Origin of the sequence: Pseudomonas sp. GD03858 (assembly GCF_029840925.1) — a bacterium.
GTDB lineage: Bacteria > Pseudomonadota > Gammaproteobacteria > Pseudomonadales > Pseudomonadaceae > Aquipseudomonas.
The window spans coordinates 1-14,333 of the sequence record NZ_JAOCDM010000014.1 but is presented as its reverse complement, the minus strand read 5'-3'; the positions used below and the strand labels follow the sequence as shown (position 1 = coordinate 14,333).

Below are 14,333 nucleotides of genomic sequence, written 5' to 3'. Positions count from 1 at the left end.
CATGGGAGATATGGCAGGTTGCCTTGCAGCGCCATGCGATTGCATGAAAAAACGCCTCAATGGAGGCGTTTTCGGCACATCAGCTGGGCGATCTTCGCCGTGTCCGGGCGCTCGACCACGCCCTTTTCGGTGACGATCACATCGATCAAGTCCGCCGGGGTCACATCGACCACGGGATTGTACGCCTCGACATCGGCCGTCACCTGGATGCCGGCCACCTCCAGCAACTCCTCCTCGCCACGGACTTCCAGCTCGATGTCTTCGCCCGTGGCCAGGTTCAGGTCGATGCTGCTGCTCGGCGCCACCACCATGAAGCGCAGGCCATGGTGCATGGCCGCCACCGCCATCTGGTAGGTACCGATCTTCGCCGCCACGTCGCCGTTGGCGGCGACACAGTCGGCACCGACCACCACCCAGGTGATGCCCTTGGTCTTCATCAGGTGCCCCATCGCCGCATCGGCGACCACGGTCACCGGCACGCCGTCGGCGGCCAGCTCCCAGGCGGTCAGGCGCGACCCCTGCAGCCAGGGGCGGGATTCGCAGGCATAGACCTGCTCGACCATGCCCTCCAGAGTGGCGGCGCGAATCACCCCCAGGGCGGTGCCGAAACCACCGCTGGCCAGGGCCCCGGCATTGCCATGGGTGAGCAAGGCCTGCTCGCTGCCCTGATGTCGGCGGATCTGCTCGACGCCGAACTGGGCCATGGTCAGGTTGGCCTCACGGTCGCTCTCGTGAATGGCCACCGCTTCGGCTTCCATCGCCGCCAGCACGTCTTCACCCGGGCGCAGGCGCAACAGACGCTCACGCATGCGGTTCAGCGCCCAGAACAGGTTGGCCGGGGTGGGCCGCGCCTCGCCCAGCAGCAGGAAGTCTTCCTCCAGCGCCTCTTCCCAGTCATCGCCTTCGGCCACGCGCCGGCGCAACGCGAGCACCAGGCCGTAGGCGGCACAGATGCCGATCGCCGAGGCGCCGCGCACGACCATCTCGCTGATCGCCTCGGCCACCTCGGCCACCTCGGTACAGCTCAACCAGCACTGCTCGAGCGGCAGCAGGCGCTGGTCGAGCAGATGCAACGCGCCATCGCGCCACTCGATACCCGTCACCGTTTCCGCTGCCATCAGTAGCTCGCGCATCGCCTCTCCCCGTCGCCCTGGCATCAAAAGCCGGCGATTATAGCGACCCTCAGCCACGGACGCTCGGGTATACTGCGGGTTTCGCCGATCCGACCCAGGTATATGCCACGCATGCCCACCGCCCCTCCCCTCCTCGACCTGCTGCTCGTGCCGGACTGGCTGGTCCCCGTGGAGCCGGCCGGCGTGGTGCTCGAAGGCCATGCGCTGGGCATCCGCGAGGGTCGGATCGCCTGGCTCGGGCCGCGCGAACGGGCGCCACAGGCCCTGGAAGTGCGGCAATTGCCCGATTGCCTGCTGACGCCCGGCCTGATCAACGCCCATGGTCACGCCGCCATGTCGCTGTTTCGCGGCCTGGCCGACGACCTGCCGTTGATGACCTGGCTCAAGGAACACATCTGGCCGGCCGAAGGCCGCTGGGTGGACGAAGCGTTCGTGCGCGACGGCACGGACCTGGCCATCGCCGAACAGCTCAAGGGCGGCATCACCTGCTTCGCCGACATGTACTTCTTCCCCCGCGAAGCCTGCGACCGCGTACACCGCAGCGGTATCCGCGCGCAAGTCGCCGTGCCGCTGCTGGACTTCGCCATCCCCGGCGCGCGCACCCCGGAAGAGGGCCTGCACCTGGCCATCGAGCTGTTCGGCGAGCTGCGCCATCATCCGCGCATCACCATCGCCCTCGGCCCGCACGCGCCGTACACGGTCGGCGATGCCACCCTGGAAAAGATCCGGGTGATTGCCGACCAGCTGGACGCGCCGCTGCACATGCACATCCACGAGACCGCCGGCGAAGTGGAGCAGGCGCTCAAGGACAGCGGCGAACGACCACTGGCCCGCCTCGCCCGGCTCGGCCTGCTGGGACCGAACCTGCAGGCAGTACACATGACCCAGATCAGCGACGAAGATCTGGCGCTGCTGGTAGAAAGCAACACCAGCGTGATCCACTGCCCCGAATCCAACCTCAAGCTGGCCAGCGGCTTCTGCCCGGTGGAGCGATTGTGGCAAGCCGGGGTAAACGTGGCGGTGGGCACCGACGGCGCCGCCAGCAACAATGACCTCGACCTGCTCGGCGAAACCCGCACCGCCGCGTTGCTGGCCAAGGCCGTCGCCGGCTCGGCCACCGCCCTGGACGCCCACCGGGCGCTGCGCATGGCCACGCTCAACGGTGCCCGCGCGCTCGGACTGGAGGCGACCATCGGCTCGCTCGAAGTGGACAAGGCCGCCGACCTGGTCGCCTTCGACCTGTCGGGACTGGCGCAGCAACCGGTGCACGATCCGGTCTCGCAACTGATCTACGCCACCGGCCGCGACTGCGTGAAGGATGTCTGGGTCGCCGGCCATGCCCTGGTGCGGGATCGCCGCCTGACCCGAATGGACGAACAGGCCCTGGCCGCCAACGCCCGTGCCTGGGGAGCCCGCGTCCGCGGGCACAACGATTGACCGGCCGGCAGCCACGGCTGCCGGCCTGTGACACATTCATAGAAGCTTCAGAGGACCGTTCAGATGAGCAACGTCGACCACGCCGAAATCGCCAAGTTCGAAGCACTGGCCCACCGTTGGTGGGACCGCGAAAGCGAGTTCAAGCCACTGCACGACATCAACCCGCTGCGGGTCAACTGGATCGACGAGCGCGTCGGCCTTGCCGGCAAGAAGGTGCTGGACGTCGGCTGCGGCGGCGGCATTCTCAGCGAGGCGATGGCCCAGCGTGGCGCCACCGTGACCGGCATCGACATGGGCGAGGCGCCGCTGGCGGTGGCCCAGCTGCACCAGCTGGAGTCCGGCGTGGCGGTGGAGTACCGGCAGATCACCGCCGAGACCCTGGCCGAGGAAATGCCCGGGCAGTTCGACGTGGTCACCTGCCTGGAGATGCTCGAGCATGTTCCCGATCCCTCGTCGGTGATTCGCGCCTGCTACCGCATGGTCAAGCCGGGCGGCCAGGTGTTCTTCTCCACCATCAACCGCAACCCGAAGGCCTATCTGCTGGCCATCGTCGGCGCCGAGTACGTGCTCAAGATGCTGCCGCGCGGCACCCACGACTTCAAGAAGTTCATCCGCCCCTCCGAGCTGGGGGCCTGGAGCCGCGCCGCCGGCCTCGAGGTCAAGGACATCATCGGCTTGACCTACAACCCGCTGACCAAGCACTACAAGCTGTGCAACGACGTCGACGTCAACTACATGATCCAGACCCTGCGCGAGGAATGAGCATGCGCCTGCGAGCAGTACTCTTCGACATGGACGGCACCCTGCTGGACACGGCGCCGGACTTCATCGCCATCTGCCAGGCGATGCTCGCCGACCGCGGCCTGCCGGCCATCGACGACGCGCGCATCCGCGAGGTGATCTCCGGCGGCGCCCGCGCCATGGTCGCCGCCACCTTCGCCATGGCCCCCGAGGCCGACGGCTTCGAGGCCCTGCGCCTGGAATTCCTCGAGCGCTACCAGCGCGACTGCGCGGTGCACAGCAAGCTGTTCGACGGCATGCCGGAACTGTTGGCCGACATCGAGAAAGGCAACCTGCTGTGGGGCGTGGTCACCAACAAGCCGGTGCGTTTCGCCGAGCCGATCATGCAGCGCCTGGGCCTGGCCGAGCGCTCGGCCTTGCTGATCTGCCCGGACCACGTGAAGAACAGCAAGCCCGACCCCGAGCCACTGATCCTGGCGTGCAAGACCCTCGACCTGGACCCGGCCAGCGTGCTGTTCGTCGGCGATGACCTGCGCGACATCGAGTCCGGTCGCGACGCCGGCACCCGCACCGCGGCGGTGCGCTATGGCTATATTCATCCAGAGGACAACCCCAACAACTGGGGCGCCGACGTGGTGGTGGACCACCCGCTGGAGCTGCGCAAGGTGATCGACAGCGCGCTGTGCGGCTGCTGATTTCAAGCTTCAAGCTTCAAGCTTCAAGCTTCAAGCTTCAAGAAAGAGTAGCCCCAACACTAATCCGCTTTCTCTTGTAGCTTGCCGCTTATAGCTTGCAGCTCATACCCAAGGACAGACCTATGTTCGACTACACCGCCCGTCCCGACCTGCTCAAGGGTCGGGTCATCCTGGTCACCGGCGCCGGCCGCGGCATCGGCGCCGCCGCCGCCAAGGCCTATGCCGCCCTGGGAGCCACCGTGCTGCTGCTGGGCAAGACCGAGGCCAACCTCAACGAGGTCTACGACCAGATCGAAGCCGCCGGTCATCCGCAGCCGGTGGTGATTCCGTTCAACCTGGAAACCGCCCTGCCCCACCAGTACGACGAACTCGCGGCGATGATCGAAGAACAGTTCGGGCGCCTCGACGGCCTGCTGAACAACGCCTCGATCATCGGCCCGCGCACGCCGCTGGAGCAGCTGTCGGGCGATAACTTCATGCGTGTGATGCATATCAACGTCAACGCCACCTTCATGCTCACCAGCACGTTGCTGCCACTGCTCAAGCTGTCGGAGGATGCCTCGGTGGTGTTCACCTCCAGCAGCGTCGGACGCAAGGGCCGGGCTTACTGGGGCGCGTATGGGGTATCGAAGTTCGCCACCGAAGGGCTGATGCAGACCCTGGCGGACGAGCTGGAAGGCGTGGGACCGGTGCGCTCGAACAGCATCAACCCGGGCGCTACGCGCACGGCAATGCGCGCCCAGGCGTATCCCGGCGAAAACCCGCAGAACAATCCGCTGCCGGAGGAGATCATGCCGGTCTACCTGTACCTGATGGGGCCGGACAGCAAGGATGTGAACGGACAGGCGCTGAACGCGCAGTAAATCTTGATGGACATCGCGGGGCAAGCCCGCTCCCACGCCACTGAAACGGTGTGTGGGAGCAGGCTCGCCCCGCGATGGTTTTACCCCGCCGCCAACGCCGGGCGCGCGCGCCCTTGCTGGCGCCCTTCGAGCTGCATGCAACGCTCCAGGAACAGGAACATGCAATCGTAGCTCTTGCAGATCGCCCGGCGCAGTTCGGTGCGCAGCCCCAGCGTGGGCTTCTCGCCCGCCAGGGTGCAGATGATCTCCAGTGCCTCCCAGGGGTGCGCATCATCGTACTGCGCATGCATCTTCAGCCACTTCATGGCCCGCTTGCGGGTGTCCTCGGGGAAGCCCTGGGCGTAGGTATCGTTCGCGCAGACCACCGCCGACCACTCGCCGGTCGCGCCTTCGATGGCATAGTTGGTAGCCGCCATGGCGATGGCCAGCGACTCGGTGGCGCATACCCGCCAGCACCAGTCGTTGAGGCCATTGAGCTCCGGCGGCACCTCCTGCGACTGCAACTCATGCAAGTGAATACCGTGGGCCTGGCACCAGTTCACCCAATAGTCGGCATGGTTGAGTTCGACGCGGATGTTGCGCATCAGCCAGCGTCGCGCCATGTCCTCGCCTGGGTGGCGGGCATAGCGGGTCTTGGTTAGGTTGTGGGCCATGTAGAGGGAGAACTGCTCGACCACCGGCCAGCCACCGATCAGGTACTGGCGGATGGTCGACTGCTTGAGCTGGCCGTCGCGCAGGCGCTGGTAGAACTCATGCTCCACCACCCGACGCTTGCTTTCGCGGCAATCCTCTATCAGTTGTTGGGCCCAATCCGGATAACTGGCCGGATCCATCAATGGTCCGATCCGTACGAACGCGTCGATCACTGTCAGCTCCTTGATTCCCTGTGATTTTCGGGCGTTGTTCAGCGAAAGGTCCCCGGCGCCCGGTGCAAGAGGGGCCTCGCGGCAATCCGTTGACGCTGCAGGCTGTCGCAGGTGAACACCTGCGGGCGCTCGATGAGATAGCCCTGGGCGTAGTCCACGCCGATCTCCTGCAAGGCCTGCTCGATCAATGGCGTTTCGACGAACTCGGCAATGGTCCGCTTGCCCATGACGTGGCCGATGTGATTGATCACCTCGACCATCGCCCGGTTGATCGGATCATCGAGCATGTCCTTGACGAAACTTCCGTCGATCTTCAGGAAGTCTACAGGCAAATGCTTCAAATAGGCGAATGACGACATTCCGGCGCAGAAGTCGTCGAGGGAGAATCTGCAGCCCAATCCTTTCAATTCATTGATGAATCGAATAGCGCTGCCCAGATTGGCGATCGCGCTGGTTTCGGTAATTTCGAAACAGATCAACCGTGGCGGGATATCGAACTCGCCAAACAGCCGCTGCAGGTACTCCAGGAACTTGTCATCGCCGATGCTGGAGCCGGAAAGATTGATCGCGCACATGGCCAAGGGGCCCTCCCGCCCCTCGTCCAGGCACTGGCGGATCACCTGGAAGACACTGCGCACCACCCAACGGTCGAGGGCGGTCATCAAGCCATAGCGCTCCGCTGCGGGGATGAAACTGTCGGGCAGGATGGTGCGCCCGCTCTCGTCATGCAGGCGCAGCAGGATTTCGATATGCCCGGGGCCTTCATGGGGCTGCAACGGTGCGATTTCCTGGGCATAGAGGCAGAAGCGGTTTTCTTCCAGCGCCACATGCAGGCGCTGGATCCAGGCCATTTCGCCGAAGCGCATCGACAGCTCGCTGTCGTCCGCGTGGTACACCTGGACGCGATTGCGGCCTTTCTCCTTGGCCATGTAGCAGGCCATGTCCGCAGCCCTCAGGGAAGCCTCCAGGGTGTTGTGGGCCTGGGTCATATGCACCAGGCCGATGCTGACCGTGGTGACGAAAGGCCGCCCCTTCCAGACGAAATGCAGGCTTTGCACGGCCTGGCGCAACTGCTCGGCGATGCGCTCGGCCTGTTCCGAAGGGCAGTTCTCCAGCAACACGCCGAACTCGTCACCACCCAACCGGGCCAGTGTGTCGCCTTCGCGCAGGCCCGATTGCAGCACGGCGCAGATATGCCGCAACAGCTCATCGCCGGCCGCATGGCCACAGGTATCGTTGACCAGCTTGAACTGGTCGAGATCGAGGAACATCAACGAATGGCGCCCGGCCTGGCGAGCCAGGCCGTTGAGGGCCTGTTCGAGGCGATATTCGAACTCGCGACGGTTGGCCAGCCCCGTCAGGGCGTCGTGGGTCGCCTGCCAGGACAGGTTGGCGATGTACTGGCGCTCCTGGGTCATGTCGTGAAGCACCACGACGATGCCACTGACCTGCCGCTCGGTGAGGATCGGCGACCCGACCAGATTGACCGACACCGTGCTGCCATCCAGGCGCTGGATCAGCCGCGCATGTTCGGCGCCGCCCTTGAGACTGCCACTGAGCACCTGTTCGACCAAGGTACGGCTGTCGGCCTGGGCATTTTCATCGAGCAGGCTGAACAATGACGCCAAGAGCAGGCCCTGAGCCTGGGCCGCCTGCCAGTGAGTCAGTTGCTCGGCTGCCGGATTCATATAGGTGATGTAACCCTCGACGTCGGCGGTGATCACCGCATCGCCGATCGACGCCAGGGTGATCTGCGCCCGCTCCTTCTCTTCCTGCAGCGCGCTGGCGAAGGCCTGGCGCTGAGCCAGCAACTTGCTCGAACGCCGCCAGGCCATGGCGATGAGAAACAGCGCGGTAGCCAGGTTGGTGAGCATCAGCACTTTCAGCAACATGCGCGAGCCTTCGCCCAGGGCATCGCTGAACGCCTTGGCCGCCGGCGTCACGCCATCGTTGATGGCGACGATACGCGCCCGCCAGCTGGCCATCTGTCGCGCATCGACGTTGCCGGCGGCAAACCCCTCGCGCATCTGGCCGGCAAGCACGTCCAGCTGGCGCAGGTAGTCGTCGCCGATGTTCCAGTAGTCGATGGCGGTCTCCATGTAGCTGACATGGCGGAAATTGCGGTAGAACCAGATGATCCGGGCAACGTCGTCGGGATGGTTGCCACCCTGCAGAATGCCCCGGCGCGCGGCTTCCAGATCAGGGACGGGGCGGTCCAGGGCCAAGCGCAGGTCATGGTCTCCCTGGGGCACGAGAATGGCCCGGCGATAACGCTCGTAGGTCTGTGGGTCGCGATCGGCCACGTAGAGGTTGAGGTAATAGATGGCGTCTTTCTGCGCCTTGGACCACAGGCTCTCGCCCGCGACATAGGCACGCATCGCGGACAGGGCGTAAAGGCTCAGGCTGCCCAACAGCACCTGGAACACCACAACGGCGACGAATGGCCAGATGATACCCAGCAACCTCGGCGCTTCGAGAGTCCGTTTTCCCTTCATGTAATCCCTGTCATGACGGCAGATAAGGCACAAATCGACCTAGACAAGCACAGCGTAGGCCATTTGCCATGAAGGAGCGACAAGCCGACGGCTTCAAGCGCCAAGAAAAACCTTCCGCTCGCGTGCCGCTTGCCGCTGCCTGTCTCAGGTCTGCTGCAGGTGCCCGTACAGCTTGGCGTACAAGCCGCCCTCGGCGATCAGTTGCTGATGGCCGCCATCCTCGGCGACGTGCCCGCCGTCGAACACCAGCACCCGGTCCGCCTGCTTCACCGCCGACAACCGGTGGGCGATGATCAGCGTGGTGCGGCCACTGAGAAAACGGGCCAGGGCCTGGTGCAGGTTGTATTCGGTGGCGGCGTCCAGCGCCGAGGTCGCCTCGTCGAGGATGACCACCTTGGGTTCGGCCAGCACCATGCGGGCGATCGCCAGGCGCTGGCGCTGGCCGCCCGACAGGCGCACGCCGGAACGCCCGACGATGCTGTCGAGCCCCTGCGGCAACGCGGCGATGGTGGCGTCCAGCTGGGCGATGCGCAGGGCCTGCCAGCAGGACTCGTCACTGCATTCACGGCCCAGGGTCAGGTTGGCGCGCACGCTGTCGTTGAACAGCGACGGATGCTGCAACACCACCGCGACGTTTTCACGCAAGGTTTCCAGGCCGATCTCCTGCAGGCTGGCGCCACCGAAGCGGATGGTACCGGCCTGGGCGCCGTACAGCCCCAGCAACAGTTGCACCAGGGTGCTCTTGCCGCCACCGCTGGCGCCAACGATGGCCACCTTCTCGCCCGGCGCGATGGACAGGTTCAGCTGGTCGAGCACCGGCTCGTCGGCATAGGCGAAGCGCAGGTCACGGACCTCGATGCCAACCGTTTCGCGCCCGGCGAATGGGTCACTGGCGGCCGGGTACTGCGGTTCGTCGGCACGCGCCAGCAGCTCGTTCAGACGACTCAGCGCGCCACCCGCCGCGTAGTAGGCATATTGCAGGTTCAGCAACTGCTCCACCGGCCCGATCATGAACCACAGGTAGCTGAACACCGCCAGCATCTGACCGATCGACAAGTCGGAGAACAGCACCGTGAGCATCGCCGCGGCACGGAAGATGTCGATACCGAACTGGAACAGCAGGCCGCTGGCCCGGCCACTGGCATCGCTCTTCCACTGCGAGGCCACCGCATAGTCGCGCACCTCGCGAGCGCGCAGACCCAGACGGCCGAGGAAGTAGCCCTGGCGGTTGCCGGCACGGATCTCCTGGATCGCGTCGAGGGTCTCGGTCAGTGCCTGAGTGAAGCGCGCGGTGCTGTCGTTCTCGAGCTTCTTCAGGTGCTTGACGCGCTTGCCCAACTGCACGGTGAAATAGATCACCAATGGGTTGAACAGCAGGATCAGCAGCGCCAGCTGCCAATGCATCCAGAGCAGGATGGCGGCGGTGCCGGTCAGCGTGAGCACGGCCACCAGGAAGCGGCTCAAGGTTTCGCCGACGAACTTGTCGAGGGTGTCCAGGTCGGTGACCAGGTGCGTGGTCACCGTGCCGCTGCCCAGGCTCTCGTACTCTTTCAGCGAGATGCGCTTGAGCCGCTCGATCAGGCGGATGCGCAGGCGATAGACGATGTCCTTGGCCAAGCCGGCGAACAGTTTGGCCTGGACCACGTTGAACGCCAGTGCCGCCAGGCGCAGGCCGAGGGTGGCGACCAGCATCAGGCCGATGTAGCCCGCGGCCACCTGCCAGCCCGCCGGCAGGAAGTTGTTCATCCACTTCAGCGCAGCGTCACCGTGGCCCAGCAGCACCTCGTCCACCAGCAACGGCAGCAGCAAGGGGATGGGCACGCTGCACAGCGCGGCGAGCACGGCCACCAGGTTGGCGGTCCACAGGGCTTTCCTGTGGTGCAGGGCCAGGCGGCGGATTTCCGCCCAGCTCAGGCGATCGGGCACGGCGGGAGACTTCCCTGGCACAGGGTCTGGCGACCCTGGCAGATCAAGCACAGGCAGCCTGCTGCAGCCAGCGGCCGAGCAGCGGTTGCAGACTGTCCAGCGACTGGTAGCCGTTGGTCAGCAACGCCAGCTGGCCGTTGCGCTCGGCCAACAGGGTGGGAAAACCGGCGATGCCCAGATCCTGCACCCAGCCGAAGTCTTCGCTGGTGGCGGTGCGGGTGTCCGAGTGAGTGAAGCGCTGCGCGAACTGTTCGCGGTCGAAACCGGCCAGTACGGCCAGCTCCACCAGCTGCGGGGCGCGGGTGACATCCAGCCCCTGCTCGTAGAACGAACGCTGGATCAGCCCGAGCAGCGTCCAGGCCCGTTCATCGTCCAGCTCGCGCGCCGCGACCAGGGCGCGGCACGCGGGCTCGGTGTCATAGACGAAGCCGTCAGGCATCGCGCCATCGAAAAGGAATGGCTGCCCGGTGGCGTCATGCACCGCCTGCCAGTGCTCGAGGATGTACTTGCGGGTCGAGGCATCCAGGGCGCTGCCGCCGCTGCGCAGCCCACCGGGTACCAGGCGGGTGGCGACACCAGCCTCGCGCGCCTGGGCGATCAGCGCCTTGGCCACCGGGGCGAAGCCCCAGCACCAGGAGCACATCGGGTCCATCACATAGAGCAGGCGTGCGGACATGCATCAGGCCTCGGCTTTGTAGTTGTAACCGATCGGGTGCGGCAGGTTGCGCGCCTTGGCCAGCTCGATCTGCTTCTGGCGGTCGATGGCACTGCGCCGGGTCTTCTCGCTCAGGGTGTCCCAGCAATGCGGGCAGCTGACGCCTGGCGAATAGTGCTCCGACTCACGGTCCTTCGCATCGATCGGGTGGCGGCAGGCATGGCACTGGTCGTACTCGCCCTCGCTCAGGTCGTGACGCACGGTGACCCGATTGTCGAAGACGAAGCAGTCGCCGTCCCAGAGGCTTTCTTCCTGCGCTACCTCCTCGAAGTATTTCAGGATGCCGCCCTTAAGATGATAGACGGCTTCGAAGCCCTCGCCGAGCATGTAGCTGGAGGCCTTTTCGCAACGGATGCCACCGGTGCAGAACATCGCCACCTTCTTGTGCTTGCTCGGGTCGAAGTTGGCCTTGATGTACTCCGGGAACTCGCGAAAGCTCTCGGTCTTCGGGTCGATGGCGCCCTTGAAGGTGCCGATGGCCACTTCATAGTCATTGCGGGTATCGATCAGCAGAACTTCCGGATCGCTGATCAGGTCGTTCCAGTCTTTCGGCTCGACGTAGGTGCCGACCGCCTGGTTCGGGTCCACGCCCGGCACGCCGAGGGTGACGATCTCTTTCTTGAGCTTGACCTTGGTGCGGTAGAACGGCTGCTCGTCGCAGTACGACTCTTTATGGTCGACATCCACCAGGCGCGGGTCACTGCGCAGCCAGGCCAGCAGCGCGTCGATGCCTTCGCGGGTGGCCGAGACCGTGCCATTGATGCCTTCGTTGGCCAGCAGCAAGGTGCCTTTGACGCCGTTGTCGAGCATGGCCTTGAGCAGCGGCTCGCGCAGTTCGACGTAGTCCTGCAGGGTGACGAACTTGTACAGCGCCGCCACGACGATCGGTTGGGTCATGAATCTGAAACTCCTGGTGGTTGCCCTCGTAAGGGGCGGACCGGGTTTGACATGAAAAAGCATGGGGGCGCCTTGCGCCCCTTTCGCGACACAAGGCCGCTCCTACAGGGGAATGCGTATTCCTGTAGGAGCGGCCTTGTGTCGCGAAAGGGCCGCAAAGCGGCCCCCGGATTTTGCGAGATTGTACCAGAACGACGGAAAGGATTCAGTGCCCGCCGCCGGCGCACACCGGCGAGGCCGGCGCCGCGCCGACCGCCGCCCATTCCTCGGGCGTATAGGTGTGGATCGCCAGGGCGTGGATCTGACCCATCAGATCACCCATGGTGGCGTAGACCTTCTGGTGACGCTTGACACTGTTCAACCCGGCGAACTGGGCGCTGACCAGCACCGCCTTGTAGTGCGTCTCCTGGCCACGGCTATGCATGTGGCTCTCGTTGAGCACTTCGAGGTGATCGGTGCCCAGCGGCGCCAGTTGCTGTTCGATGCGTTGCTGCATGCTCATCGCGTCGGGCTCACTTCTTCGCCGGGGCGGCCTTGCCGGCGCTCGGGTCGAGTTCCTTGGTCATGTCGTCAAGCAGCTTGTTGACCACCGGCACGGCGGGCTCGAGGCTCTGCTGGGTCAGCTGTGCCGACTGCTGGGTGACTTTCGGCATCTCGCGCAGGACCTTCTTGCCCAGCGGCGACTCGTAGAACTTGACCAGGTCGTTCAGCTCGGCCTCGGTGAAGGTCGCGGTGTACAGGTCGACCATCTTCGGCTTGAGCTTCTTCCAGCCGATGGCGTTGTCCAGGGCGGCGTTGGCCTTGGCCTGGTAGCTGTCGAGCACGTTTTTCTTGGCCGCCGGTGCCTTGGTCTGCTCGAAGCGCTGGGCGAACATCTGCTGGACCTGCATGTACACCGGAGTGCCCAGCTTGTCGGCGTTGGCCAAGGTCAGGAATTTCTCGGCGGCGGCATTGTGGCCGGGAGTGGCTGCGAGTACCTGGCCGCTGGCGCAGACCAGGGCGACGGCGGCACAGAGGGCACGGAGACGGGTCATTGCATTTCCTTCAAGAGAGGGAGGCGGATACCTCAGGGTAGAGCATTCTGCGCCGTGATGGCGAAGTGCTCAAGTGGCACGACGAGCAGGGGAACCGCTGCGTCGAATCAGGGCCTAAACTGCGGTTTCGAACTACAAAGGAGTGAGCGCAGCATGAGCCGTATCGAGACAGACAGCCTGGGCCCGGTCGAAGTTCCAGACGACGCCTACTGGGGCGCGCAGACCCAGCGTTCGCTGATCAACTTCGCCATCGGCAAGGAACGCATGCCGCTTGCGGTCCTGCACGCCCTGGCGCTGATCAAGAAAGCCGCTGCCCGGGTCAACGACCGCAACGGCGATTTGCCCGCCGACATCGCCCGCCTGATCGAGCAGGCCACCGACGAGGTGCTCGAGGGCGAGCATGACGACCAGTTTCCTCTGGTGGTGTGGCAGACCGGCAGCGGCACGCAGAGCAACATGAACGTCAACGAGGTCATCGCCGGGCGCGCCAACGAGCTGGCCGGCAAGGGCCGCGGCGGCAAGGTGCCGGTGCACCCCAACGACCACGTCAACCGCTCGCAGAGCTCCAACGATTGCTTCCCCACCGCCATGCACATCGCCGCCGCGAAGGCCGTCCACGACAAGCTGCTGCCAGCGATCGCCGAGCTGTCGGCCGGGCTGGCCGAGCTGTCGGCACGGCACACGCACCTGGTCAAGACCGGGCGCACGCACATGATGGATGCCACGCCGATCACCTTTGGCCAGGAGGTCTCGGCCTTCGTCGCCCAGCTCGACTACGCCCAGCGCGCCATCCGCGCGACGCTGCCAGCGGTGTGCGAACTGGCCCAGGGCGGCACCGCCGTGGGCACCGGCCTCAACGCCCCGCACGGTTTCGCCGAAGCCATCGCCGCCGAGCTGGCCGCGCTGTCCGGCCTGCCGTTCATCACCGCGCCGAACAAATTCGCCGCCCTCGCCGGCCACGAACCGCTGACCAGCCTGGCCGGCGCCCTCAAGACCCTGGCCGTGGCCCTGATGAAGATCGCCAACGACCTGCGCCTGCTGGGCTCCGGCCCACGCGCCGGGATTGCCGAGGTACGCCTGCCGGCCAACGAGCCGGGCAGCTCGATCATGCCCGGCAAGGTCAACCCGACCCAGTGCGAAGCACTGTCGATGCTGGCCTGCCAGGTGCTGGGCAACGACGCGGCGATCGGCTTTGCCGCAAGCCAGGGGCACCTGCAGCTGAACGTGTTCAAGCCGGTGATCATCCACAACCTGCTGCAGTCGATCGAACTGCTGGCCGATGGCTGTCGCAACTTCCAGCAGCATTGCGTGGCCGGGATCGAGCCCGATGCCGGGCAGATGGCCGCGCACCTGGAGCGCGGCCTGATGCTGGTGACGGCGCTGAACCCGCATATCGGCTACGACAAGGCGGCGGAAATCGCCAAGAAGGCCTACAGCGAGGGCAAGACCCTGCGCGAGGCGGCGCTGGAACTGAAGTACCTGACCAACGAGCAGTTCGACCAGTGGGTCCGCCCGGAGAACATGCTGGCGC

13 protein-coding genes are annotated in these 14,333 nt (G+C 65.3%); 5 read left to right on the top strand and 8 right to left on the bottom strand.

Translation table 11 applies throughout. The features are described from left to right. Positions 1–56: 56 nt before the first annotated feature. Positions 57–1,133, bottom strand: a complete 1,077-nt coding sequence (gene mtnA / locus N5D48_RS06280) for an S-methyl-5-thioribose-1-phosphate isomerase (RefSeq protein ID WP_279882298.1) — start codon at positions 1,131–1,133, stop codon at positions 57–59. A gap of 111 nt (positions 1,134–1,244) precedes the next feature. On the opposite strand from mtnA, the gene N5D48_RS06275 reads away from it, so the two are divergent. From N5D48_RS06275 to N5D48_RS06260, 4 genes are all read left to right on the top strand, one after another. Further along, positions 1,245–2,570, top strand: coding sequence for a TRZ/ATZ family hydrolase (locus tag N5D48_RS06275; protein WP_279882296.1), 1,326 nt, complete (start codon positions 1,245–1,247; stop codon positions 2,568–2,570). Positions 2,571–2,633: 63 nt separating this feature from the next. Continuing rightward, positions 2,634–3,332, top strand: coding sequence for a bifunctional 2-polyprenyl-6-hydroxyphenol methylase/3-demethylubiquinol 3-O-methyltransferase UbiG (gene ubiG, locus N5D48_RS06270; protein ID WP_279882295.1), 699 nt, complete (start codon positions 2,634–2,636; stop codon positions 3,330–3,332). 2 nt (positions 3,333–3,334) lie between these two features. Then, a complete protein-coding gene (gene mupP / locus N5D48_RS06265) occupies positions 3,335–4,006 on the top strand; it encodes an N-acetylmuramic acid 6-phosphate phosphatase MupP (RefSeq protein WP_279882294.1) in 672 nt (223 codons plus the stop codon). Between the two features lie 122 nt (positions 4,007–4,128). Next, the gene (locus N5D48_RS06260; RefSeq protein WP_279882292.1) at positions 4,129–4,869 is read left to right on the top strand and encodes a YciK family oxidoreductase; all 741 of its coding nucleotides are present in this window, start codon (positions 4,129–4,131) and stop codon (positions 4,867–4,869) included. 80 nt (positions 4,870–4,949) lie between these two features. On the opposite strand, the gene N5D48_RS06255 is transcribed toward N5D48_RS06260, so the two are convergent. The 7 genes from N5D48_RS06255 to N5D48_RS06225 form a co-directional block, all read right to left on the bottom strand. After that, entirely contained in the window at positions 4,950–5,735 is a 786-nt protein-coding gene (locus tag N5D48_RS06255) for an iron-containing redox enzyme family protein (protein ID WP_279882290.1), read from the bottom strand. A 38-nt stretch (positions 5,736–5,773) separates the two neighbouring features. Beyond that, on the bottom strand, positions 5,774–8,230 hold the full coding sequence (locus tag N5D48_RS06250) for an EAL domain-containing protein (RefSeq protein WP_279882288.1): 2,457 nt from the start codon (positions 8,228–8,230) through the stop codon (positions 5,774–5,776). Positions 8,231–8,374: 144 nt separating this feature from the next. Then, complete coding sequence (locus N5D48_RS06245) at positions 8,375–10,207, bottom strand: ABC transporter ATP-binding protein (protein WP_279882286.1); 1,833 nt, start codon at positions 10,205–10,207, stop codon at positions 8,375–8,377. Next, on the bottom strand, positions 10,200–10,832 hold the full coding sequence (locus N5D48_RS06240; RefSeq protein WP_279882284.1) for a DsbA family protein: 633 nt from the start codon (positions 10,830–10,832) through the stop codon (positions 10,200–10,202). The genes N5D48_RS06245 and N5D48_RS06240 overlap by 8 nt, the downstream gene beginning before the upstream one ends. 3 nt (positions 10,833–10,835) lie before the next feature. Further along, complete coding sequence (locus N5D48_RS06235) at positions 10,836–11,768, bottom strand: rhodanese-related sulfurtransferase (RefSeq protein ID WP_279882282.1); 933 nt, start codon at positions 11,766–11,768, stop codon at positions 10,836–10,838. A 205-nt stretch (positions 11,769–11,973) separates the two neighbouring features. Next, a complete protein-coding gene (locus N5D48_RS06230; protein ID WP_279882281.1) occupies positions 11,974–12,270 on the bottom strand; it encodes a BolA family transcriptional regulator in 297 nt (98 codons plus the stop codon). Between the two features lie 10 nt (positions 12,271–12,280). After that, positions 12,281–12,802 carry a DUF2059 domain-containing protein gene (locus N5D48_RS06225; RefSeq protein ID WP_279882279.1) on the bottom strand — a complete coding sequence of 174 codons (522 nt, stop codon included), beginning with the start codon at positions 12,800–12,802 and terminating at the stop codon, positions 12,281–12,283. A gap of 153 nt (positions 12,803–12,955) precedes the next feature. On the opposite strand from N5D48_RS06225, the gene N5D48_RS06220 reads away from it, so the two are divergent. After that, on the top strand, positions 12,956–14,333 hold a 1,378-nt coding region (locus N5D48_RS06220; RefSeq protein ID WP_279882277.1), incomplete at its 3' end, for a class II fumarate hydratase.

Coding starts and splice junctions, on each gene's coding strand:
- mtnA (WP_279882298.1), bottom strand. CDS start 1,133: ATGCGCGAGCTACTGATGGCAGCGGAAACGGTGACGGGTATCGAGTGG.
- N5D48_RS06275 (WP_279882296.1), top strand. CDS start 1,245: ATGCCCACCGCCCCTCCCCTCCTCGACCTGCTGCTCGTGCCGGACTGG.
- ubiG (WP_279882295.1), top strand. CDS start 2,634: ATGAGCAACGTCGACCACGCCGAAATCGCCAAGTTCGAAGCACTGGCC.
- mupP (WP_279882294.1), top strand. CDS start 3,335: ATGCGCCTGCGAGCAGTACTCTTCGACATGGACGGCACCCTGCTGGAC.
- N5D48_RS06260 (WP_279882292.1), top strand. CDS start 4,129: ATGTTCGACTACACCGCCCGTCCCGACCTGCTCAAGGGTCGGGTCATC.
- N5D48_RS06250 (WP_279882288.1), bottom strand. CDS start 8,230: ATGAAGGGAAAACGGACTCTCGAAGCGCCGAGGTTGCTGGGTATCATC.
- N5D48_RS06240 (WP_279882284.1), bottom strand. CDS start 10,832: ATGTCCGCACGCCTGCTCTATGTGATGGACCCGATGTGCTCCTGGTGC.
- N5D48_RS06235 (WP_279882282.1), bottom strand. CDS start 11,768: ATGACCCAACCGATCGTCGTGGCGGCGCTGTACAAGTTCGTCACCCTG.
- N5D48_RS06230 (WP_279882281.1), bottom strand. CDS start 12,270: ATGAGCATGCAGCAACGCATCGAACAGCAACTGGCGCCGCTGGGCACC.
- N5D48_RS06225 (WP_279882279.1), bottom strand. CDS start 12,802: ATGACCCGTCTCCGTGCCCTCTGTGCCGCCGTCGCCCTGGTCTGCGCC.